28 protein-coding genes are annotated in these 24,220 nt (G+C 37.4%); 27 read left to right on the forward strand and 1 reads right to left on the reverse strand.

The window, feature by feature from the left end:
- The 22 genes from CIK98_RS02805 to CIK98_RS02905 all read left to right on the forward strand — a co-directional run.
- A partial coding sequence (locus CIK98_RS02805; protein ID WP_216358951.1) for a hypothetical protein occupies positions 1-542 on the forward strand: 542 nt, incomplete at its 5' end.
- A complete protein-coding gene (locus CIK98_RS02810) occupies positions 529-1,245 on the forward strand; it encodes a hypothetical protein (RefSeq protein WP_094382771.1) in 717 nt (238 codons plus the stop codon). The genes CIK98_RS02805 and CIK98_RS02810, both read left to right, overlap by 14 nt.
- 3 nt (positions 1,246-1,248) lie before the next feature.
- Positions 1,249-2,103 (forward strand): hypothetical protein, encoded by an 855-nt coding sequence (locus CIK98_RS02815; RefSeq protein WP_094382772.1) that lies wholly within the window; start codon positions 1,249-1,251, stop codon positions 2,101-2,103.
- 98 nt (positions 2,104-2,201) lie between these two features.
- The gene (locus CIK98_RS02820) at positions 2,202-3,035 is read left to right on the forward strand and encodes a putative phage abortive infection protein (RefSeq protein ID WP_094382773.1); all 834 of its coding nucleotides are present in this window, start codon (positions 2,202-2,204) and stop codon (positions 3,033-3,035) included.
- Between the two features lie 754 nt (positions 3,036-3,789).
- Positions 3,790-4,032 (forward strand): hypothetical protein, encoded by a 243-nt coding sequence (locus CIK98_RS02825; protein WP_094382774.1) that lies wholly within the window; start codon positions 3,790-3,792, stop codon positions 4,030-4,032.
- 38 nt (positions 4,033-4,070) lie between these two features.
- The gene (locus CIK98_RS02830; RefSeq protein ID WP_094382775.1) at positions 4,071-5,000 is read left to right on the forward strand and encodes a hypothetical protein; all 930 of its coding nucleotides are present in this window, start codon (positions 4,071-4,073) and stop codon (positions 4,998-5,000) included.
- 105 nt (positions 5,001-5,105) lie between these two features.
- A complete protein-coding gene (locus tag CIK98_RS02835) occupies positions 5,106-5,522 on the forward strand; it encodes a hypothetical protein (protein WP_094382776.1) in 417 nt (138 codons plus the stop codon).
- A gap of 39 nt (positions 5,523-5,561) precedes the next feature.
- Positions 5,562-6,431: a caspase family protein gene (locus CIK98_RS02840; protein WP_094382777.1), complete on the forward strand. Its 870-nt coding sequence runs from the start codon at positions 5,562-5,564 to the stop codon at positions 6,429-6,431.
- A 482-nt stretch (positions 6,432-6,913) separates the two neighbouring features.
- Positions 6,914-7,573: an RNA polymerase sigma factor gene (locus CIK98_RS17885; RefSeq protein WP_094382778.1), complete on the forward strand. Its 660-nt coding sequence runs from the start codon at positions 6,914-6,916 to the stop codon at positions 7,571-7,573.
- 14 nt (positions 7,574-7,587) lie between these two features.
- Positions 7,588-8,091, forward strand: a complete 504-nt coding sequence (locus tag CIK98_RS02850; protein WP_094382779.1) for a hypothetical protein — start codon at positions 7,588-7,590, stop codon at positions 8,089-8,091.
- An 8-nt stretch (positions 8,092-8,099) separates the two neighbouring features.
- Entirely contained in the window at positions 8,100-10,871 is a 2,772-nt protein-coding gene (locus CIK98_RS02855) for a CHAT domain-containing tetratricopeptide repeat protein (protein ID WP_094382780.1), read from the forward strand.
- A gap of 95 nt (positions 10,872-10,966) precedes the next feature.
- Entirely contained in the window at positions 10,967-11,356 is a 390-nt protein-coding gene (locus CIK98_RS02860; RefSeq protein ID WP_141210377.1) for a hypothetical protein, read from the forward strand.
- A 79-nt stretch (positions 11,357-11,435) separates the two neighbouring features.
- Positions 11,436-11,792 (forward strand): hypothetical protein, encoded by a 357-nt coding sequence (locus CIK98_RS02865; protein WP_094382782.1) that lies wholly within the window; start codon positions 11,436-11,438, stop codon positions 11,790-11,792.
- 131 nt (positions 11,793-11,923) lie between these two features.
- On the forward strand, positions 11,924-12,916 hold the full coding sequence (locus CIK98_RS02870) for a hypothetical protein (RefSeq protein ID WP_141210378.1): 993 nt from the start codon (positions 11,924-11,926) through the stop codon (positions 12,914-12,916).
- Between the two features lie 360 nt (positions 12,917-13,276).
- Positions 13,277-14,644 (forward strand): hypothetical protein, encoded by a 1,368-nt coding sequence (locus CIK98_RS02875; RefSeq protein ID WP_094382784.1) that lies wholly within the window; start codon positions 13,277-13,279, stop codon positions 14,642-14,644.
- Positions 14,645-14,838: 194 nt separating this feature from the next.
- Positions 14,839-15,246 (forward strand): hypothetical protein, encoded by a 408-nt coding sequence (locus CIK98_RS17540; protein WP_141210379.1) that lies wholly within the window; start codon positions 14,839-14,841, stop codon positions 15,244-15,246.
- Between the two features lie 12 nt (positions 15,247-15,258).
- Positions 15,259-15,612, forward strand: a complete 354-nt coding sequence (locus tag CIK98_RS02880; protein ID WP_094382785.1) for a hypothetical protein — start codon at positions 15,259-15,261, stop codon at positions 15,610-15,612.
- A 22-nt stretch (positions 15,613-15,634) separates the two neighbouring features.
- Positions 15,635-16,477 carry a hypothetical protein gene (locus CIK98_RS02885; protein WP_094382786.1) on the forward strand — a complete coding sequence of 281 codons (843 nt, stop codon included), beginning with the start codon at positions 15,635-15,637 and terminating at the stop codon, positions 16,475-16,477.
- Positions 16,474-17,418, forward strand: a complete 945-nt coding sequence (locus CIK98_RS02890) for a hypothetical protein (RefSeq protein WP_094382787.1) — start codon at positions 16,474-16,476, stop codon at positions 17,416-17,418. Before CIK98_RS02885 ends, CIK98_RS02890 begins: the two co-directional genes overlap by 4 nt.
- 39 nt (positions 17,419-17,457) lie before the next feature.
- On the forward strand, positions 17,458-17,796 hold the full coding sequence (locus CIK98_RS02895; protein ID WP_044073006.1) for a hypothetical protein: 339 nt from the start codon (positions 17,458-17,460) through the stop codon (positions 17,794-17,796).
- Entirely contained in the window at positions 17,793-17,873 is an 81-nt protein-coding gene (locus CIK98_RS19025; RefSeq protein ID WP_172409790.1) for a lipoprotein, read from the forward strand. Before CIK98_RS02895 ends, CIK98_RS19025 begins: the two co-directional genes overlap by 4 nt.
- 1,499 nt (positions 17,874-19,372) lie before the next feature.
- A complete protein-coding gene (locus CIK98_RS02905; protein WP_094382789.1) occupies positions 19,373-20,581 on the forward strand; it encodes a WG repeat-containing protein in 1,209 nt (402 codons plus the stop codon).
- 297 nt (positions 20,582-20,878) lie between these two features.
- Here CIK98_RS02905 and CIK98_RS18875 read toward each other — a convergent pair whose 3' ends face one another.
- Positions 20,879-21,004, reverse strand: a complete 126-nt coding sequence (locus CIK98_RS18875; RefSeq protein WP_256387752.1) for a hypothetical protein — start codon at positions 21,002-21,004, stop codon at positions 20,879-20,881.
- Between the two features lie 435 nt (positions 21,005-21,439).
- On the opposite strand from CIK98_RS18875, the gene CIK98_RS02910 reads away from it, so the two are divergent.
- The 5 genes from CIK98_RS02910 (at position 21,440) to CIK98_RS02925 (ending at position 24,081) form a co-directional block, all read left to right on the forward strand.
- Positions 21,440-22,198: a ParA family protein gene (locus CIK98_RS02910; protein WP_094382790.1), complete on the forward strand. Its 759-nt coding sequence runs from the start codon at positions 21,440-21,442 to the stop codon at positions 22,196-22,198.
- A 4-nt stretch (positions 22,199-22,202) separates the two neighbouring features.
- Entirely contained in the window at positions 22,203-22,649 is a 447-nt protein-coding gene (locus CIK98_RS02915) for a DUF3408 domain-containing protein (RefSeq protein WP_094382791.1), read from the forward strand.
- Between the two features lie 21 nt (positions 22,650-22,670).
- Entirely contained in the window at positions 22,671-23,315 is a 645-nt protein-coding gene (locus tag CIK98_RS02920) for a hypothetical protein (RefSeq protein WP_253249623.1), read from the forward strand.
- Between the two features lie 19 nt (positions 23,316-23,334).
- The gene (locus CIK98_RS17895; protein WP_165860121.1) at positions 23,335-23,502 is read left to right on the forward strand and encodes a hypothetical protein; all 168 of its coding nucleotides are present in this window, start codon (positions 23,335-23,337) and stop codon (positions 23,500-23,502) included.
- Positions 23,503-23,583: 81 nt separating this feature from the next.
- Positions 23,584-24,081, forward strand: coding sequence for a DUF3408 domain-containing protein (locus tag CIK98_RS02925; RefSeq protein WP_230315341.1), 498 nt, complete (start codon positions 23,584-23,586; stop codon positions 24,079-24,081).
- The last annotated feature ends 139 nt before the right edge of the window (positions 24,082-24,220 follow it).

Genomic DNA, 24,220 nt, shown 5'->3' on the forward strand with positions numbered 1-24,220 from the left:
AGAAATACATTGCAGCATTTGATTTATGTATTCAAAATGTTAAAACATCATCTATGGATGAAGTTCAAAAGAAAGCAGAATTAGTCATACCTAAATTAAAGGGAAATTTAGAACTATCTAATGTTGATAAATTTACTTATGATAATATAGTTGATATTTTCATAGGTTCAAAACGTAAGATGAAAATGAAAAATGGGAAACTTAAAATTTCTTTTTCTTTAGTAGAAATACGTAAGGAATCTAAGAAAGTTTATATAGCTTGCCACTCGACAGTTCCTATACTTCTGATAATTTTATTAAACATTATAACTATATTCTCAATGTTCTGTTTAGGTGTCCTTATATATGATATAACTTATTGGGGAAATGGGTGGTATGAATATGAAAATGGATTTTTTGCTTCTGTATCTATTGCCATAATGCCTACATTACTTGGTGTGTTTATCACAAAGAAACTATGGAACTTGCAACATAGCAACCGAAAAATCCTACGAATAATAGCAACGGCTTTACTGAAAACATACAGCAATGAGAGGGTATAAAACAAAAGAAGAGATGATGCGAAAACCATCTACTGAGCAGAATCGTATTCCTCAAAGTACAAAAAAGCAATCAAAGAAAACACTCAAAGTTGTGTTATTTATTGCACTTGTACTAATATGGGGTGTTTGTGCCATAATTGGCTATAATCACAAAACTTTTGAACATCATTCTGACTATGAATATGCTGATTCTGATTCCGTAGCAACAGATTCTGCAACTGCCGATATAGCATTGGCTGATTCTGCTGCATGTGGTACAAACATTTCAAATGATGATAACGAAGAATGTATAGACGAAAGCGGTGTACCTTTGTCAACTGGTGAGATTGAAGATGTTAAAGGTGGTTACGATAACAACGCTGAAGGATATTTCAATATGCATGCAGATAAATATGTTACAGATAATCATGATGTCTATTTCGAAGGAAACTTTAGTGACTCCAAGGGAACTTATCCTATAATGTTGAAATTTGAGTTGGATGACAACTGGCATGCAGGAATATGTTATTATCACAACGTCGATTATGGAACGAAAATTAAGATGAGAGTGCGTTTTACAGAAGAAGAAATGAATATTCGTGGAAATGCAGATGGATGTGACTTTATAATGAAGTTTACCCCTACAGACGATGGACGTTGGAGTGGAACTGCACAAAATGGGAATCATCATTTAAATGCATTTATAAAACCAGTAAACAGATAGAATATGAGAGGTTATAAAACAAAAGACAATATGATGCAAGATGCATCAAATGATCATAATAAAAAAGTATCATACAATAATAATAGCAAGAAAAATGGTTTGATAAAATATTTTCTTTTTATTGTGCTTTTTATCGTTCTATTAATTGTGGCACATAATCTGCATAATAATCAGCCATATATTCCTGAACTATCAAATGAGGAATATGTGTCAAATGACACAATTCTTAATTGTGCGGACTCCATACAAAATAACGAAGTGAATGAAGCTAACGAAAAGAAAGATCAACTAACTGGAGTACATAATGGTCATGAATGGGTAGATTTAGGGTTAAGTGTAAAATGGGCAACATGTAATATTGGAGCAAAAGCATATTATGAATATGGAAAATACTTTACTTGGGGAGATATAAATAGCATTAAACGTGACGAATATTGTAAAACTTTTGGTGAAGAAATTTATGATATATCGGGAGATAAAGAATATGATGCAGCTTTAAGTCATTGGGGAGGTCAATGGAGATTACCGACAAAAACAGAATTTGAAGAACTTATAGAAAAATGCACTATAAAAGAGAAAGTAGTGGGTAAATATAATGGTTGCTTAGTTACAGGTCCAAATGGAAACAGCATTTTTCTTCCATTAGCAGGTCTTTCTCAAAATGCAGAATTCGATGACGAAACTGTTGGAGAGGTAGGTCGCTATTGGACTGCAACATCTAATGATAAAGAATGTGCCTATTATTTAGATATTGAATATGGAAACGTTCTTCATGTTTATTCCGTAGGTCGCTTTTATGGCTATACAATACGTCCTGTATATGATAATAAAGAGCGCATTGGATTCGATGATTTATAATGGCATGAAATATTTATGAAAGATAAATACGAAATTTAGTATATTTTTGTTGTTTGGAGAATAGAATCTGAAAATATACAAAATATGAGAAAAATAATATGAATAAGAAAAGTTATATTTGGGGAGTATTGCTGCTTTTCCTTACCATATTCGTTTTGGGGGCATGTCTGAGTTATGATGGCAGTATCACACTTCCTGTAATTACGATTGATTGGAAATATATAAAAGATGTTTCGGATTGCTGTTGCTGTGGAGGTGGAAACCTTTGGGCAGCAATTTCTAGTATAGCATCTTTGGTTATGGGATTCTTGGCTTTTCTTGCATGGCGTCAGTCAATAAAATCCAGGCTATATACGTCTTTTGAAAATCTTTATTCAAGTTTGTTGGCTCAACAACGAAATCTTTTTGAAAGCTCTTGTGTAAGTCAAACTCTATTAAAGCCAAACCCTACATTGACTATTCTGATAAATAGAACTGACTTTCATTTCAACATTGAAGTTGATCAATCGGTAACGACGAATTTTTGTCGTTGTTATAGTAATATAGCAAAAGCTTGTAGTGGGCAAACTTTTGATTTTCCAACAATATCAAAAATATGGGATGATTTTGGTTCGCAGCTTGTTTATCGAGCAAATTTTTTGAATTGCTTCAAGTTCTTGTATAATATTATTGATACGATAGAAGCATCTGAATTAAGTGATAGGGACAAAGCCCTATATATGGAACGAACACAGGCTTTGTTAAATCAAGATGAATTGTTTTGCTATTACATTAATTTGATAGTCAGTACCGGAGGATATAATCAGAAACATCTTGCGACTTTACGGACGTATAATTTTTTCAAGGATTTAGTAAATTCTGACTTGTATAAAGAGATTCTGCATAACAGTATAGCATCGTCATTAAAACAAATGATGAGTAATGAATCGTAATAACAGTTATGTATACTTGATGAATAAATATTAATGTTTTTTGTCAAGTAATATGTATTGTCTTATGCTTTTAGCATTACTAATGAAGAAAAACACCAAATTATTTTTTTGATGGCAAATGGTTACTTCTATACTTCATATCTCATAAACAGACAAAATAACAAATTTAGAAGTTGTGCCCGACACGGATTAGGGTATTGAGATATGAAGTCAATTGTTTGCACTTTAATTCTTTTCGTTTGTGCTATTGTATCTGTAAATGCTCAAAACTATCAGAATGTTATTTGTAGCAACTGCAGAGGAACAGGAGGATGGATGACTATGTATGGAGCTGTAGTCTGTCAAGTATGTAGAGGGTATGGATATGTGTCTATTCCTGTTCAAAATACCACATCATTCAGAGGACATAACACAAGCAAGAGTTCTACTGTTCCAATCTATTCGTATCACGATGGTCGTTGGCATGTAGTCACAGAATATGCTACTTTATATAAAGATTGTGAAGGAGTCTGGAAAGTTCGCTTAAATAATGTCGACTATGTGGTAAAAACAGGTAATAATTTCTATGGTAAAACGAAGTACATATATATAGGTATGGGATATTATTACTATTTATAAGAATTTATTTATTTGACATAAAGAGAATATGAAGAAGATTGCTTTTTTTACTATTTTTCTGAGTGTGATATTTTGTTCTTGTGAATCTAAAGGTCCTAAAAGTCGCTATTATGAGGATACAAGAACCACTTAAGAAATGCTTCAAGACTATACAGATGCAAGTGAAGGTAATGGATGGCTACACCAATATGATACAGATGTTTTCTATTTAGAAGATGGGGAATGGAATTGCTATGGCAAAGTGAGTGTGTATAAGAACCTCAAAGATGACCGTGATCGTGAATGGGTTGATTTTAATGGAATGAAGTTTCCAACGGAAGAAACAGATAAAGGAGGTTACTTTTATGAGGTTCAATATGGTGGTATTTGGTTTTTCTGATTATGCCATGTTCGGTCTAGAAAATTAGTATAACTTGAATGAAAATCAAATATTTATTAATACTGGTAGTTTTGTTTATGTTGGCAAGTTGCCATCATAAACAAAGTAATGCGAATCCAGAGAATGATTCTATAGTAAATATTATAGAAATGGGGATTGCTGATACTACAACCATCGGTGACGACGATGAGAGGATAGTGCACGCAAAGATGGGGTATTATGATTTTGATCAAATAGAAAACTTGGTATCTTTCTTTGATTCTATCTTAGCAAAACATCCTATTCCTATTTGGTTGCCTGAAGAGGATACAACTAATCAAAGGGTAAAGAGTTGTGTTGCAAGAATCGAAGCATATCGTAAAGGAAAGGCTCAGTTTTTTCCGGATACTCTTGTGAGCGAATGTTTGAGATCCATATCTTTCAATACGGCTATCGTCAACAACCATGGACCTGAATATACTGATATGGTTTATGGGGAATGCCTTATGATGTGTGCTGCATTTTATAGCCCAGATATAACATGCATGGTGGAAATGCAAACTCCTGACCATTGTGCCGGAATCTTCAACTATGGTACTAGTTATAATCGGCAACCTTGGTGGTCGTATTTGTTTCTGAAACGCAAGAAAGGTTATGAGGCGATATGCCTTGGAGATTTTGTTGCTGTACGTAGTATCTTTCAACTTGAAGATGCTCAGAAGCGAAAATATTATTTGTGTTCTGACAATAATACCTCGTTAGAGTTCAATCAATGGCTTTATTGGGTGAAAGGCGAAGATGATATTCGCCGGGTTGCTGAATGCCATAAAGCTCCAATGGAAGGTGATGGGGAGTCTTACTATTTTGACAAGAATCGCTTGATTTGGAAATATGCTAAATGGGATGAAACCAAACAACAACTTATTTCTACAAGTGATAAGCCTGTAATGACTTTACGTTTGGATGGTGAAAGGTCTGGATTTGAATAGCTTTTGGGGATGATTAATAGGTTACTATTATCTTATGTATCTCATAAAAAGGTAAAATGACAAACTAAGAAGTTGCGCCCGTCACGGATTTAGGGTAAAAAAGAAATGAGATTATTTACATATTTCAAGAGTTTATTCTGTCGGGAAAAGCCAGAGCCTGTAAATGAAGAGGATAAATTTGTTTATAAGCAATTTCGTCAAATAACGTCAACTCTCTCTAAAAAACTTGTTTCCGTGCAAAATATAGAATATAACATCAGCGAAAGTTTTGTATTGTCTTCCAGTGACTGGTTTGCGAGATCTGTTGCTTTGGAAATACGAAAAAATACAAATGATGAAGGTTATGGTTATCTTATCTTGCATTTGTTACATCCTCATTGTATGTGTGACGCATCCACAATCGTCCTTTATGGGGAAAAGGCGAGTTTGTTGGAATTTCTAAATAGTAATGAGGGCATCGAAAAAATAATTCATGGAGCAAGAACCACGGATGAAGAAATGAAAAATTGGGATGACCAATGATTATACGTACGAAAATTTAATGTGAGATTGAGTAATGATATGACTAAAGTAATATTGTCTTATATACTTTCATTGATGCTCTCTTTGTCTGCTACTGCTCAGACAAAGAGAGCTTTGGTTATTGGGTTGGGACAGCAGGAAGATAAGGAGTGGAATAAAATCAATGGTGATAAGGACGTTCCTTATGTCTTAGGCTATCTAAAAAAAGCAGGCTTTAAATCGGTAACAACTTTGATTAATCAAAAAGCAACGAAGGCGGGGATTGTTGCCGGTTTCAAGAAAATGATTTCTGCCAGTAAGCCAGGTGATATAGTATATGTTCATTATTCCGGGCATGGTCAGCAGATGAAGGATATTCATAATGATGAAGCCGATGGGCTTGATGAGTGCTGGATACCGTATGATGCTTATAGGTTTGCATGTGCCAAGGATCATGGAGAGAAACATCTGACCGATGATGAGATTAATTTTTATCTTAATGCCATTCGCAAGAAAGTAGGGGATAAAGGAAAAATATTGGTTGCGATAGATGCCTGTCATAGTGGAGATGCTACTAGGGGTGAAGAAGAGGTGGTTCGTGGTGTAGAGGAAGTATTCCAAGCCATTAAAGCTTTCTTTGTGAAGGAAGAGGTTGCTAATCCTAGAGCTCAACCCCTTTCGGAAAGGTGGATAACCATCAGTGCCTGTAAGAGTGACCAGGTGAATTTGGAGATGAAAAAACCGACTGTAGGGAAATTGACTTATGCCTTATCTAAACTGCTTGTGGGAAATCCGACTGGAAATAATGCTGAATTTATGAGGCAGCTCAAGAGACTTGTAGATATAAATACGATTGGTAGGTCTCAGCATGCTGTAATGACAGGGGATGATATAAACAGATATAAAATAATTGATATACTGAAAAAATAAGAAAAACAATTATTTTTATGATTTGAGGGTTACTTTTAAATTCTATCTCTCATAAACAGATAGATTATAAAACTTAGAAGTTGTGCCCGACACGAATTAGGGTATATGATTATGAGAAAAATGTTATTCGTGTTCTCAATGATTGCAGTTTCTACAATCTCTGCAATTGGTTTAAGTTCGTTTGCTTCAGCAAATCATACTTCAGAAATGAGTGATGTACATGTTGAAGGTTACGGTGATGGACACTGTACAAAGTGTGGTCTTAAGAACGGAAACTACCGTTGCCCAGCTTTTGTTCCGACAAACAATCATCCTTCCATCTGTTGTTGTGGCCATCCAAAGTCATCTCATTCTTACAAGTAATTTGGGAAATTGGTAGAAGCAAATTGAAATACGTAAGATATATATTGTATTTTTATGACTTAGTGTCATCTCAGCCTATATTATTGTAGGCTGTGGTGACACTGTTTTATTATAAATAAATGGAAAAGATAATGAAAATGCGCACAACGCCGCAGCTGGAGGCTAGGCTTATTGCGGGTATGTTCAATAGAAATAAAAAAGCTCAATCTGAACTGTATGCTTATTGCTCACGATACTTTTGGGCAAGTTATCGTGGTATATTCTTTGCAGATGAGGAAACAGCTACAGAAATCTTTCAAAATACATTTATTGCGTTTTGGGAAAACATAGAGAGAAGAAAGATTTATGCAAGTGAAGATAGAGTGATGGGCAAGAATGACGAGCCGTTGAGTGGCAGCATCCTTACCTACTTTATGGGAATCGCACGAATCAAATACCTGGAATGGGTTAGAGAACATCCTTCTTACGCTGACCCAGAAACGGAAATGGGACGAAAGGTCAAGGAGGAAGGTTTTGATGCGCAGCAGTACATCAATATGCTGTATGACTCAGAAGACAACAAGATGCTCGATATCATTGCTGATGTAATATCTCATATGTCGGAGCGGTGTAGCGAGATATTGAGCAAGTTCTATTATGAGGAGAAGGACTTGGATACTATTCTGTTGGAGATTCCGACCATTGACTCGAAGAATGCGCTCAAAACGAAGAAGCACAAGTGCATGGAGGCATTGCGCACTTCTGCAAAGAACATTTATCATAACTATTTGAACTCATAAAAAGGCAGACGGATATGGATAATAATTTTCAAGATAGAATAGACGAATACCTGCTTCATGGAGACAATATGTCGGAGGAAGCCAAGGCACAGTTTCTGAAAGAGATAGAAGAGGATGCTGATAAAAAGGAGCAGTATGAGTTGACAAAGAATATAAAGAAGGCATTGAAAAGCCGTGGTGATAAACTGAAAGCTATGGCTGAATTCCAGGAGGAATATGAGGCACAGGATGAAATGCGTATTAAGGCTTGTTCATGTCCTCGTCCTGAGTATAGGGTAGCTGAAGATATAAAAATAGTAGGACATAAGTCTAACTTCAGAAAGAAACTGGTATGGTTCTCTGGTATTGCAGCCATATTGGTTATTGGCTTCTTTGCTATTAAACCTTTGTTTGTTTATGAATCCACAAATAGTAATGTGCGTGGTGAAGAAAACGATGTGTTTGAAATGGAAGTGCCAGCAGATAGTTCTGCAACTGACTCAATATCAACAGATACCATAACATTGCAGCATGAATAAAGCAGGTCATGAAGTATAAATATCTTGTATCGGGCGCAATAATATGGTTCATGTCTGTATGTTGCGCATGGGCTCAAGTAAATCCGTACAGATACGGAAGTCCCCATTATTGGATGGCTCAATGTTCATTCGATGTTTTAGCAGGAAAATTCGATGTAGCATATGAACATTTGCGTAAAGCACAAAAGGGATATCGTGATGTTGGTGATATAGCTTTTCAGATTCAAGCCGTAGAGGCAATGGGAACATTGAATGTGGCATTGGGCGAATGGGAAAAAGCTAACAATCATTATAAGGATGCTTTGCAAATGGCAGTAGAATACAAAGATGACTTTGTTCAAGCAAAAATTGTGGTCAATTTAATTTCTTTGTATAGAACTACTGGTAACATTGTTGGCTACAACCATTATCAGAAAGAGTTAGACTCTCTTTATAATGTGACCAATTCTGCCAAGTTAAAGACTGTATATCACTTATATTGGGCAAAAGAATATTTTGCCCGAAATGAGTTAGCCATGGCAGAGACTCAATTACAAAAGTGTTGGAATTCGATGCAGGATTTGTCTTTTTCTGACCACGAACAGGCAAAACTTGATTATTACAGCAACATGATGAACTTGAAACAACAACAAAAGGAATACAAAGATGCAATCAGATTTGCTAAGAGCCATATAGAACAGACTAAGAAATTAAATGGTAGAAGCAGTGATCAGCAGTACCTTTCTTACAGTAATTTATGTAAACTCTATGCCTTGAACAATGACAGCACGGAAGCCTTTGCTTGTTTGGACAGTTTGGAACGCGGCGTTGGTCATTCGTATCAAGATAAAGAAGTAATTGCTAATTTTTATAATATTAAAGGTTGTTGCTATGCCGATTTTAAGAAATACGAAACAGCAATAGAGTATTTTAATAAAGCATACAACTCTCTTGCTGGCAAAAGGACAGAGGACTCTCCTTCAAAATTTGCAAGTCTATTGAACAAGGCAGAAGTATACTTCGTACAAAAACGTTATAATGATGCTTTTGCTACTTATAGCAGATATGTAAGAGCATGTAAGAATAAATATGGAGATAAATCTGGTTCTTATTATCAGACTTTATTTGCTTTGGCCAACATTGAAGGTGCTCGAGGAAATATAACAGAGGCAGACCGTTTGTTTCGGGTTTCTATGAATTACTTTATTGGAAACTTAAAACAATTATGGCGATATGCAACTCCGTCACAAAGAGAACTGTTTTGGATGGAAACGTTGAAAAATCTTAGTGGTATGGCATCATTTGCTGTAAAATGCGGATACGACAATAATAAATTGACAGAAAGTTGTTATAATGCTTTGTTGTTTTCAAAATCGCTATTATTGGAATCAGAAAAGTCGGTTCTTGATATAGTTCGCAATGAGGGTTCAGAAGAAGATATTTCTTGTTATCGGAACTTGTTGGCATTGAATAATAGATTATTGGCTCTCAAAAATAATTATGAATACAATAGAAATGAAATTGATAGTTTGACAATTTATCAAAGAGAATTGGAGCAACAGTTGAGTAGTAAATGTCAGGGTTTTAAAGAATATGAAGCATATTTAGATATTGACTATGACATGGTAAAAAATCACTTGACAAAAAATGAAGTGTTGATGGATTTCTCGTATTTCCAAAAGGAAGATACAATTCATCAATATGTAGTTTTTATATGTGATAAAGAGAGGGAGTATCCTCTTTTAAAACAATGTTTTACTCAAGAGCAGTTAGATTCGCTGTTAGGTGGAATGAATTCGTTTTCGCTCTATAATTATGAACTGTTGAAAGATAAGGCAACACAATTGATATGGATGCCGTTGAAAGAATCAATTCCAACAGGTAGTACTATATATTATATACCGTCGGGAGTTATCCATACCATAGCATTAGAAGCATTGCCTCTTGCTGATGGAACAACATTAGGGAAGCATTATAATTTTGTCAGGCTCACTTCTGCTAGAGAAATATTAAAGAAGAAAGCTAAGACAAATGATAAAACTGCAGTTCTTTATGGTGGTTTGCAATATAGTCTGTCACCGGAAAAGATGAAAGAGGAAAGCAAATGTTATGATAAATCTGATTTAGCATGGGTGGAGCGTTCTGAATATGGTGAAAAAGGGTTTAAAGATTTGAGCAAAACAAAAGAGGAGGTAATGAACATAGGGAATACCTTAAAAAATAGTGGCTATAAGATAAATACGTTCATAAAATCTAAAGGTAATGCCGAATCATTTATTGCTTTGAGTGGTAAAGCCCCATCAATACTTCATATTGCCACACATGGGTTCTACTATACTCCTATTGAGGCTAAAGACAAAAATTTTCTGAAGGGTTATACTGACGCTATGTCTTTGTCGGGTTTGGTTTTTGCTGGTGGTAATGCGGCATGGTTAGGAAAGAAAAAAGTCGATGGTGTTCTTGGTGGCGTATTAACAGCAAAAGATATTGCTAATCTTGATTTTAGGGGAACGGATTTGGTTGTTCTTTCTGCTTGTCAGACAGCACAAGGGAAAATAACTTCTGAAGGAGTTTATGGTTTACAACGTGCTTTTAAAAAGGCAGGCGTTGGTACTATTGTTATGTCTTTATGGAGTGTTAGTGATAAGACTACTTCCGAGTTTATGACTACTTTCTATGAACGGCTAGCAGATAAGAATAATGCCTGGAACAAACGAAAAGCTTTTGAGGAAGCCAAAGAGATTATTCGTAAAAAGCATCCTGATCCATACCTTTGGGCCGCATTTGTCATGCTGGATTAGTTACAGAAATCAGTCTTAGTACTTGATATTTCTGAGACTAAAGGTTACTTTTTTCTCCTAGATTTCATAAATAGTAAAACAAAATGATTTTAGTTATGAAACAGGAAGAAATAGTAAACGAGATTCGTAGAATGTGTGGTAATATCATTTTACTGCCATCATTAGGCTGGCACTTTAGGTACAATGACCAGGTGTATTTCTATGTGGTTGGCAAAGACGAAAGTATGATTCGCTTTTGTATTCCTTTTGTATCGGGAATTGCTGAAGAGGATTTAAATGTTTTAAAAGAGGCTGTAAATGAAACCAATAGAAATGTGAAATTCATTAAAGCATTGTTGTCGGAGAAAGATAAGGGTAAGGTATCTTTAGATTATGACCATAAAATATCTGATAAAGTGGTTGCAAAAGATATAGTACCGCATATCATTAAAACTTTGGATTTTGCCTCAGGGTATTTGAAAGAGAAAATAATTTGCAGAAAATAGGTTACTTTGTTTCAATACTTTTCATAAACGGTAAAAACAATTTAGAAGTTGTGCCCGACACGAATAAGGGTCTTGTGATATGAAGAACTATTATTTATTGGTTGCCGTGATGCTTATTTGTCTTACTGGTGTAACATCTTGTGGTAATACTGAAAGACAAGTTCAGCTATTGACTGATATTTATTTACACTCAGGAAGACTTCGTGGGTATGCAAGTGTTTTTGAGATGGATGGAGATGGACAGGTAACAAGAAGTGAGAAGACGTATCCTGTTTATGAATATGACGATGGAACATTCTCGATAGATTGCGATGGGGATGATTATGGACTGACAGAAATGAATGAGCCCATATCACCTTATGGAGATAATATCTATTTGCTCAGATATAAAATTGATTACAATCATTATATAGAGGAAATTCCGACCAGTTATTAATGGTTTTATATAGACATTACAGGTTCTCTCTCTAGTACAAGGGAAATAGATTTAAATTACTGAAAAAATTAGAGTTGTGCCCGACACGAATCTAGGGCATAAAATTATTAACTAATTAAATTGTATGAAAAATGAAAGCTTTAAATAATATCCTTCTTATTTTTGCATGTGTAGTAATGATGTCATGCAGCAAAGATGACGATGAGTTTATGCCTATAAATGAGTCTTTGGCTATGTCTACTACGATGGAAGCAGTTGACATGGGACTCAGTGTAGATTGGGCAAGTTGTAATGTTGGTGCAAAAACTCCAACGCTGTATGGCGGACATTATTGTTGGGGAGATCCAACAGGAACTCAGGTAAGTTATATTGCTGATAATATAATGCAGAATATTAGTGGTTCTGACATGGACATAGTTGCTGCAAATTTTGGCAATGGGTGGCGAATGCCTACAACCCAAGAGTTTGAGGAATTAATTAAGAACTGCACTCATAGAGTGGTAACTGTTAATGGCATTTCGTGTGTGAAATTTACTTCAAAGAATGGTAATAGCATCTTATTTCCTTTTGGTGGGTATACTTATGGTGCAAATGCTACTTGCTTTGGAGAGGGTATTACGGGATATTATTGGACCGCAACAGGTGAACCAAAATCTACCAGTGCACAATATATCTATGTCGGAAGACAAAATAAACTACCAGCAGCCTATAATGTTAGTTATGGAGCATCAGTTAGAGGTGTAAGAAATCACGTTTCAGATGATAAGAAGGAGGATTCTAACGATAAGCCAAATGAAGAGAATGGTGGTTCAGGTGGTACTGTTCCTTCTACTTCTTACGAGAAACCGGATATAGACTATTATGATTATACTGCCTATCCAACCAAGATGAAGGTAGTTTATAAAATACATAACAGGGATAAGGCCAAAGTTACATCGGCAAAAATATATTATGGTACAAGTTCCAACCCAACTAAATATGTTACAGCCACAGTATCGGGAGTCCTTATTACTGCAACCATAACTGGTTTGAAGAAAGATACGAAATACTATGTTAAGTGCTCAGCTAAAGGAAAGGGTGGCACAACGACTACGGGTACTACAAGATTAGGAACAATCAACTAGTACTATATAATAATGTGTAGTTGGCTAAATACGAGTAGACAAGGAGATTTGCTTTTTCTTGACAATCATTGTCCACAAGACTTAAACAAGTTATGCAAATCTCCTTGTTTAATTGTCTCCTTGTTTACTGACAGCATGCCAATGACAAGCAAAACTTGAGCAATAAATATTGATTATGCCTCTCCAAATTGGATGAGATACTCTGCAAGATGTTTTTACTGTGCGGATAAAGTTGCCAAAAAGATTATTAGACCGCTATTGGAATCTTTGATAGTAATGGTTTCTTTATGCTTTATTTTTCATAAAATAATAAATAACAAACTTAAAAGTTGTGCCCGACACGGATAAGGGTGTTTAATTATGGGGATATTCAATAAATTCAAGAATAAAGACGACTATCATAAGAATGGTACTTCTCTTGAAGACTGTATCGTAAAGATGTTTGCTTCAGCAGGTATGGAACCTTACCGAGATGGGAATAAGTTTTCTGCAGTAGTACTAGGCAAGCATTATGCGTTCATAGTCACGATAAGCTGTATGGAAGGAAACAGACTACTAATTTATGTCCGTTTCCCTATACCTGTTAGAGAAAATATTGCATTTGCTGCTAATTATGAAGTGAAAAGAATTGCTAAGGAAGCAGCTGGAATTTTGCCTGAGGCGCAGATTAGTTTGTCGGAAAAGGCTGTTGGCTATAATATTACAGTAGAGACGATGAAAGAATTTGAAGAATTGTCAGACGATACTCCTGACGAAATCCGAAAGTTAATGACTAATTCTGTTGAAATTCTTGATGGCAAGAATTTCGAATCATTAGCTTCCGCTATATTGGGTTATGAGTCGTATGAAGAAGCAAAGAATATGCAAGTTGAATATGCAGGTGGAAATTTGGCGGCAATCCAATATAAGGATAGGTATCATGAACTTTTGGATGATGTCCCCAACCTAAGCAACTCACGATTTGCAGGACGACTTATGGCCTATGCTGTGAATATAATATTCAAGAAAGGTAATGTTGAAATAGTAGAGCAAGCAACTGAGGCAATTCAAGAATCTTTCGATAGTTACATTCAGATAGCTTATGATATAGCAAATGAAGAAGAACGTGATTTGATGAGAAAACTCCGCTTTCTTGCTAAGGCTAAGAATGAAGATGATATTAATAAGGATGATTTCGTACAGGGCAAGACAGAGGGGCTTGTTATCTGCAATGATAATCCATGGGATTTGCTTTATGAGAATGGAACGGCCAAGGATAAGGATATGCCAGAAGATGAAAAACTATACGAAAAATTGTCTTCATCTGTATATAAAGACAGACCATATAAGCAACGTGACCTTGGAGAGGGAATGACCTTGGTGAATCAAGTGATAGGAGAATATTGGAAACCTCGCTACTTGATGGATAATGAAGCGAAATGTGCCTATGAATTCATGTCGGGTTCTGAGCTACTGCAAATAGTTTCTGATGAAGATATTGATTGGGATAGTCTGAAAGGAATACCACAGAATGCTCTTGATAGAGCTAAAGCACATTCGTTCCATTTCCCAGGACATATATATCAATATAAGAAAGGTGTGGCAGAAGTGGAATGGCAACTTAACCCTGATGGGATGTATTATTGTGATGAGGACGGATTCGGCATGACTGATGATGAAGAAATCAATCTTTATGGTGCTATTGACAGAAAAGGTAAGGTTGTAAAGAAGTTCACTTTGAAAAGATAATCAATCAGCAGGATTATTCTGAAAGTATAAGAGAGCAGAAGGCTATGTAGTTTGTATTCCATGGTCTTCTGCTTTTTGTTTTCCAATGCAGTTTTTTTTCTGATAGTAAATGGTTACTTCGGTACTCTATATCTCATAAACAGACAAATAACAAACTTAGAAGTTGTGCCCGACACGGATTAGGGTATTGAAATATGAAGTCATTAGCAAGTATCTTTGTAGTATTATTCTGCATTATAGTCGCTTCTACAATTGTAAGTTGTGACTCAAAACCTTCAACTGCGAGTGATTCATACGCAAATGAAAACATATATGAGGAAGAAAGTCAGAAGACGTTCCCATGTACACTATGTAGCGGATATGGTGTTTATGCAGGATATACATGTAACAGATGCGGAGGAACAGGAGAGATTGTGGCTGATTATGTAGAGACACGTTCTAACTCTGATGTCTCCTTCAAAGGACGGTCTTTCTTTTATGGAAGATGTAACAGTGGGTGCGGTTGTCAAATTTATGAGCACAAGCCTGGGCATACAGAGTGTGTTAATTGTGCTGCACATGGATGCTCTACCTCCAAACTCTATCATAAGAAAGAATATTGATACATCTGAAATATGAAGCATTTAGTGGTTATATTGTTATTTCCCATGTTTAATCTGGCAATTAATGCTCAGACTTCAAGTTTTTACGTTCGCCAAGCCCAATCGTATCAGCGTGAAGCTGCATATTATCTGCGGCAAGCTGAAAGCTACCAACGAGAGGCGGATTACTATAACATACAGACACAAAATAATTTGAGAGATGCTGAGTATTATGTAAGACAGAAGAAATATGACAGGGCGAAGATATATCAAGACAGAGCGAGAAATATGGCAGACAAAGCTTTGGTATATTCTCATAAAGCAGTCAAAGCAAGAGATAGAGCTGCTGACTATACCAAAAAGGCCAATGCTATGTTGAGTAAGTAAGAATAAAAACAAGAAATTTAAGATGAAAAATTGGTTCGTATATATGATAATGATGTTGTTCTTTGCAAGTTGTTCAGAACAACAGATAATGGAAGAAATGGCTTCTTCAACAAAGTTGACAGAACAGAAAAGCATGACTTTTAGTCCGCAAGACTCAATCATGTCATTGCTCTATCAAGCTCGCTGGGGCGATGGTTCGGCATATCTGAAACTGGCAGATTGTTATCGAGATGGTATTGGTGTGAAGAAGGATTTCTTCGGAATGATTACTATGGCTCACATGGCAGAGGGGCGTGGAGCAATCAATCGCATAGATGACTATATCTACGGCTTGCCAGATGGTAATGATTACAAAACATTATTTCTCCTAATGGATGGCTATAAGTCGTATATTCAAGAGGATTCAGACAGCATAGAGCATGTACTACGTGCGAGCGACAGTCCTGAAGCAAAGACTCTCCTCGGAATGATTACTGTTGACCAAGGCGACACAATATCGGGGATAAATATGATTAAAGAGGCTGCATATCAAGGTTGTTCCTTGGCAGAACTGCTGATTACCATACCTGACTGGAAAGGCAGACTGAGAGCAGATGCGACAAAACTTGCTATAATTGCTCATCGTGTACCTCTCGCCAATCTGATTCTTGGCGACCTCTATTATGAGCCTGATGAGAATGGCAAATCAAACAAGCAACTTGCTGTGGAATATTATATGAAAGCAGAAGAACATGCTGTATTGGGACGCCATGGTGCTGAAAGAGTGCTCGACTATTACAGAAATGGCGGAAACATCCAGCTGACAGAAGACGATATCAAGCGATTGGAACTGATTGTACAACCTAAAGGTGTAGAAACGGAATGAAAACAATAACACAAGCATTTAGAACATTATTGGTATTTATGCTAATATTCTATTGCGTAGGTGTCTATGCTCAGAGAAAAGAAGTTTCCTATTTCAGCGATAGTGTTGAAATTTGTCCATTAGCAGACTTAGAATTTATAGACTCATGCTACAACCTATTAGATAGAAATATGATGTTAGAAACAGATGGTATATATGGGCAAATAGCCGTTATTGATGCCACAACATCAGAAGTATTAGCATGGGCATCATTGGAGAAACAGTTAGATGGCGATTGTGGATGGTGTGGTGACATGGTATATGTACCATTCAAGAAACAGGTTTGTTCCACAGATATTTTTGTACCCTTTATAGCTGCAAAATGTTTAGAGAAGTCAAATACGTCTTTAGGGAAAATGGTCGATACCGAATGCGGAATATTGGAAGTTAATGATAGTCTAAAAACACGTGACCATAATTGGCGAAGAGGTGGCTATGGAAAAGTTACATTTGAAAAGGCGTTACTGATGAAGTCACGAATCGGAATGTACAAGGCTTTCATGACCATGCCAAATGGAGCGGATTTATGGGAACAAGCGTATGATACCATCCAAAAGAGTAATGCTATAGAGTTGGCAATCTCCTTTAACCAAATGTATCATCAAAAATCATCTTTGGAATATGTCAAGAAAATAGCTACTGGCATTTTTGAGAAGACAGGCATACAACATCGGCTTGCTCCAAGAGGTATTAAACTGGCAGGTATATACAACATTCTACAATGTGATGACAATAAAAGAAGTTCGGACGAATTTACATTCGTAGGTTGCTTCCCTACTGATAATCCGAAATATACCATCGGTATGGTTGTTGTTCGTCCACATAAACTTCCTGTAACTATTGGAATGTTGAGCAAAGAGGTGAACCTACTGATTGAATGGTTGATGACTAGAAAGAAGTAACAATAAAAGTTGTGCCCGACACGGATTAGGGAAATCGATATGAAGAAAATTAAGATTACAGAGCAGATACATGTCCTTGGAACTACGTTTAAGGATATTTACGAGATAGCAGACTATTCGTGTAAGGAAATGCCCAAGGATGGTGTATATGTAGGGCAGCTCGTGAGACATCATCTTTGGTTTGATGAATGCGATTATCTCAGCGACAATTATTGGCATCGTAGCTTTGTATTTGCAAAGTCAAAAGATGAGGTTGAAAACAAATTGGAAAAGTTAAGAGAGTTTCAATTCCCTGGATTTAGGGAAGAATGGGCTCCAATGATTTACTGGGACGACGAATACGATGATATGAAAGTAACAGATGATATTACACTATGAAAAAACTTCTGTTTATATTCCTTATGCTTACAGTTCTTACTGGCTGTCATGGTTTGCGTATGGGAGTCGGATATTAAAAGGGGAGTTCATTGACGAAGATACCCTTGTTTTAGATGGTGATACGTTCACTATTCAAGAACGAATTGGTGACAGTCTGTTTGTTGTTTGGAACTATGAGCACTCTGATGACAAGACGCCATATTATCTTTTGAAATATGAACGCAACGGTTTCTATTATCCGCAAATCGGAGCATCAGATATTACATCAATTGATAATACGACTGAATATGTTTGTATAGACGAGAAGGATGTTTATGACATTAAGAACAAAAAGGTGTTGTTCGCACCTCCTTGCAATGCTTCTGGGCTGTGTTATCTTGGTGAATGGAATGACTTGTTTCTTTTCGCAAGTTCTGATACGCTATGTTTCTCTGATGGGAAATGTGTTGGACTCCAAGATGATGTGTTTTGTCGCAAACCTGAGAAAAAAGGTATGGTAACTTTGGTGGCAGGGGCACAAACAAAAGATATTTCATTAGACGACTTATACAACGCAAAGAAAAAGAGTGATGTCCCCGATACGACAACAGAAAGATTGGCAAAGAACTATTATATCAAGCCAAGGAGCAAGTTCGAACGAATGGAAGCTGGATTTAGTGTGGATTTGGATATACCGAAAGGTGATGCTGAGCCTGACAAGGCTATTTGGGAATGGATGATGGCTGCTATTAGAGACGATGCGTTTTATCAGTTGGAAAACAATCGGGACATTCCTGTTGGAAAGTGTACATCGTTAAAGGAATTACAGCTTTCTTTGGATGAATATGGTGTGTTGTGGGAAAAACTCTGCCGGGCAGAGTATCAAATAGAAGATACGTTGGAGCTCAGAATGACTTGCGATATAAAGGTGAAGAAAGTTGCGGATTGTGACGACTATACCACATACTATTATTGGGCAAGCCTATATGGTGGAGGTCTTCATGATTTGCCTCGTGAGTATTATATTACATACGACAAGAAAAGAGGAGGATTGCTTGATGTCGGCAACTCTGTGAAGCCATCCATGATGCAACGGTTCCGACATATGGTTTTGGAAAGTTTGAAGAAAGAATACGATTTTTGCTACGAACGTGAAAGTTCATGGGAGGATTTCACGCATAGAATTTTCTCTTTCCATTGTCCAATGATTGATACAAGCGGTATGGACGATGTAATGCGGTCATTTCTTGTACATAATTATTCTTGCGATGATTGGGCTGGATGGAATGGTTACAACGTAAAGGCATTTACCGAGAAGGATTTTCCTTTGACTCACTTTGCCGTACTGCCCAGAAGGCATTGTCTTGACATATCATCCTTATCAGATTGATTGCTTTGCTGCAGGCGAATATCATGCAGTTATATCTTTCAAGGAAGCTAATAAATGTTTGATGTTCGACTATTCCAAGCATGAGGACTTGAAACCAAAGTTGAAAAGATTCATCAAATAGCAATGTTTTGACGATGAGACAGGTTACTTCTTTTACTTTATTTTCATCAACAGATAAATAATTGAAACACAAAATATCATATAAATATGGAAAAAAGAAAGAGAACCCTAAAAAGAACGATTGTTTTATTTTGGAAAGGTTTAACAGGTATCATTGCTGCAACAGCAGAATGGTTCACCGTGATACTTGGAATGAAGGATGAATCTAAGTATGGCAAGTTTATTCGACGTGTTGTTGGAGGCTGTTTTGCGTTCATCATGTTTGTGTTTGCATGTGCTGGAGGTAATGCGTTATACGAGTTTGTTTACAAGAAAGTGAATGCTGCGAAATATTTGGATGACTCCTACTATGACTCGCAGTACCTGTCAAGAAATGCAACTTATTATAGCCGTGCCTATGAAACGGATGGATATGTGGAGACTCGTGATGGCAAGAAGACTGTCAAGGGCATACATTGGATTTCAAAACCATTGGGCAACGACTCACTTGTCTGTTATAGTAACGGCGATGCTCGTGGTTACTTCAATATGCTGACGGGTGAAATAGCTATCAAGCCTCAGTACAAGCACGCATGGGTATTCTCTGATGGTTTGGCTTCCGTAGATGACAATGGAATGATAAAATTCATCGATGGCAAAGGAAATGTTGTTATTGACTTGAACATTCCATATATCACTGGTGCAGAAGGATATGTATTCCACAATGGACATTGCGTAATACATAACAACAAACGTGACAAATTTGGTTTGATAGACAAAAAAGGAAATTGGATGTTGAAAGCGGAATATGATGCTATTTCGCCCAAAGATTCTTTCTTTGTAGTAAGTAAAGGAGGTATGCAGAGTGTTCTTACAGAAAATCTAAAACCAATATTGCCTTTTATGGAAGCAGACCTCTGGATCTCTGGTAATAGCATTACAGCAACAATGAAAGACCATACTCTTCGCAAATACAATTTGCAAGGTGAGTTGATTGACGATTTCTTGATTAGTAATGTTGACAGATTATTGTATGACACCGATGAAATACGATATACTACGGCAAAGAACTATGATGATGAGGGTAATTTAACAGGTGAAACGGCAGAAGCAGAACCAACACCTTATCAAAAGACTGCAAATTGCAAAAAATATGAAGCAGACCTTGGTTGGTATGGGTTGATGTCACCAAGTGGAAAAGTCATTACTCCTCCAAGATATTGCGATATTACAGCCATTGGCTACGACTTGTATTTATGTAAGACAGATGATATTAGAGGTGAAGTTCTGAATGGTAAAGGTGTAAGAGTTAGGTAAACGACTCTCTCATTTTCTCATTGATAAAGCTGACAACGCAAAAGACTTTTCAATAAGATTCAAAAGGATGGTAGGATTGAAACTCTCGCCATCCTTTTTTATGTTCATACCAAAATGGAACAAGCGGTGCATATAGCTATGATGGAACCATACAACATATCGGCAGATTGGAACATGGGGAGTCCGACTTCGGAGAGGCTACCAACCCGGCAGGGCAAGGTCGGGAGGGAGTAACCCAAACGGTTTTGAGTAACTCAAAACATACCTTGCTATGTCTTTGAGGACATAAAAATCCGCTTAGGGTGGATTGGAGTTAGCCTTCGTAAGAAACTGTCCACATCCCGAATGGAAGCAGTTCGGGAAATCCTGTCCTTTGCGGAGCATCAAGCCTTGGTTCTTCTCGGAACGATATGGATGCGTCATCCAACGCTTTGCCTTTCGGGTGCAAAATTACGGCGAAAAATACGCCCTTGGAACAAAGCCACCCCAGACAACCACTGCAACTATCGGCAACATGCTGCCACAGGATTTGAAAACCATTGTTTTTCGGATTATTCGTTGTTACTTTGCAGCCGTAAACATCGAACTAATGATTTGAAAATATGGTGAAACAAGCATTTGTAGAAGTGAATAAATCTGTCATTATTGCAGTATCGCCTTGCATCAATGATGCGCTACTGACGTACAGACTTACTGATTCACTGTCGTACTGTCGTATGGAAATGATAAAGCATTGCAATGGTTCAAGGTCTCCATAATGAAGCAATGAATTATAGACATGGACTCTTATGTGTCCACATCATTAAATTGGCAGAATGTCATAGAAGTGTGTTATCAACAATTTAAAAAGTTAAAGATATGAGTAAAACAAGATTTGTTGCATTCGCGACACAGAAAGGTGGAATAGGAAAGTCCACCATCACGGCTCTTGTAGCCAACTACTTTCACAATGTCAAGGGTTACAATGTAGCGGTCATAGACTGTGACGAGCCACAATACAACCTTGCAGACCTGCGAGACGAGGAACTGGAACTCATCAAAAGCAGCGACTATTTCAAGGCGCAAGCCTGTGAGCATTTCAAAAAGCTGGGCAAGAAGTCCTTCAGAGTAACGAGAAGCAATGCTGTCAATGCGCTTGACGACGCAGAGACAGTGTTGAATGAAACAGAGGCTAAACTCGACTTCATCTTCTTTGACATGCCTGGGACTATCAAAAGTGAGGGCGTCATGAAGACCTTGTCTCAGATGGATTACATCTTTGTACCCGTCAGCGCAGACCGCTTTGTTGTAGAAAGCGCAATGAGCTTCATGCAGTTGTTCCACGACAACTTTTTGACACAGGGTTGGTCGGTCACCAAGAAACTTGCTTTCTTTTGGACAATGGTTGACAAACGAGAACGAACGAGTTTGTATGATGTATATGAAGGTATGTTCAAGTCTCTCGACTATTCGGTTCTCAACACACGACTGCCAGACAGCAAACGTTTCAGAAGAGAGCTGTCGGAGAACAGAAAGGCAGTGTTCCGTTCCACCATCTTTCCATCAGACCCAAACCTGTTGCGAGGGAGTGGCATCAAGGAGTTGTCCGACGAGATTTGTGAAATCATAAAGACATGAGCCTATGGTAAGCAGAAAAATCGACACTGACGCAATAGATGAAAATCTGCTCATTGCCTCTATTGGCAAGAGCAAGATTGGCACGACAACGGCATCCATTCTTAACGGAGCTTCCCAATCCCAAGTGAAAGATACCGAAGAGAAAGAAGAGGTTGGCTGGAAGTCCCAATGCTCGCAGACCGATAAGTCGCCAATTTCACGCAAGCCTCCCAAGGCTTCTTCGGAAAGTTACGATTCGGCATTCTTCAAGCGAAACGAGATAAAGACTCGTCAATGCGTTTATATCAGCCGTGAGATACACAGGAGAATTTCAAGAATAGTCAGTGTGCTCGCAAAGCATGAGTTGACAGTCGGTGGTTACATCGACCTTATTCTTGAGAGACATCTTGAAGAGAACCAGGAAGAAATCAACGGCTTGCTGAGAAAAGAGATTGACGATTGGAATGTGTAACAAAAAGGAACAAGCATGACAATGGAAACTATATTCTTGATAGTCTTGGCTGCATTCAATGTTTGGACTATCTATTTTTACAAGAAGTTGCTCCTTGAAGTTGCGAACGGCAAGGAAAAGGAGAAAAAACCGCCTATCGACCCGATGGCACTTGTAGGCAAAAGTCTTTTCAAAGTGTCCCAACTGCGTAAGAAAGAAGAAACGGAACAAAAACAAACAGAATCCATGTCCGTATCGGATAATGACGTGACATTTGACGATTCTCCAAAGAGTACGGCACGGATTTCTGACGAACAGCTTGATGACGTGTTTACGAATGTTCGCATAGAAGATATTGGTGTAAAATATTCCGACAAAGAGGAAGATGCCGATGTGCCACAAGCCAAAGGGTCAAGTTTTGAGGACATTGACGCAGCTGTGAATACCGTCAAGGCACCGAAAGCAACGGACAAGGAGAAAAGACATGCAGGCAAGGTTTTCCATGAGATGGATGGCAACCAATTCTATGAGAAATTCATGGAGAACAGCGAGGAATGCAAGAAGAACATCTATGATTACGTCACCTTCTACTTGCAAACTCACAAGATTGTAGAGATTTCCAAACCAAAGAATGAGTTTAAGGTGCCAGACAGTATAGAGGACTTCAATATCCTCGACTTTGTATAACAATTTAATAAGGAGAATTATGGAAAGAACAGAAGAGAACAATGCAACAAAGGATAGATTTGCACATGTGGGCAAAACATTCTCGGAAATGGACAGCGAAAAGCTACAAGCTGAAATCGCAGAACGCTCAAAGATTATTAAACGCAAAATAGATGCGTTGATGGAATTACATATGTCAGGTATCTGACAAAAACTGTTGAAGGCGGATTTTCAATAGTCAACAAGTATTTCAATAGCAGAGAATTTGTATAACAATTAAAAAATGATTATGGCAGACAAAACAAAAAACTGTGGTAAAGGACAACTCACTTCGACAGATGCCAAGGAGTTGTATGAGGCTTTCATGAGAAATTATGAAGAGACAATGGAGGAAGCTGGGAAACAGATTGACGCTTGTCTTGAAGAGACATTTCAAGACCGTACATCGTCAACTATTTCCGACAAGGAGGAGTGTTTTGATGAAGATGCAGCATATGAGAATTATGATGTGGGTGAATTTGAACCAATCGACAGAATGGAGAAAGAGCGTGCTGAGCAGTATGTCGGTAAGTTCATGGCAAATGCAGGTTTTACCGCAAGATATGGCAGACATGTTGGCATCAGCGAGGACATTCATGAGCGTGTAACTAAATTTGTCAGTATCGTAGGCAAGGGAAAGATTTCCATTGCAAGTTATGTGGATAACATCATCAACGAACACTTCAATGCCTATGCAGCCGAAATCAAGGCTGCATTCGATGAAGGTCTCAAGTCGTATCGCCTCTGACAATAAATTAAGAGTACGCCAATGAAAAAGAAAGACTACGGCTAAAATCTCAGCTTGCCACTGAATCCACAGGACGGCATCATGCCGCATTAGTAAGCAAAAGTGTCAATCGCCAGATGGGACTATCTCCCAAGGAACA

The organism is Prevotella sp. P2-180 (assembly GCF_002251435.1).
Taxonomy (GTDB): Bacteria; Bacteroidota; Bacteroidia; order Bacteroidales; family Bacteroidaceae; genus Prevotella.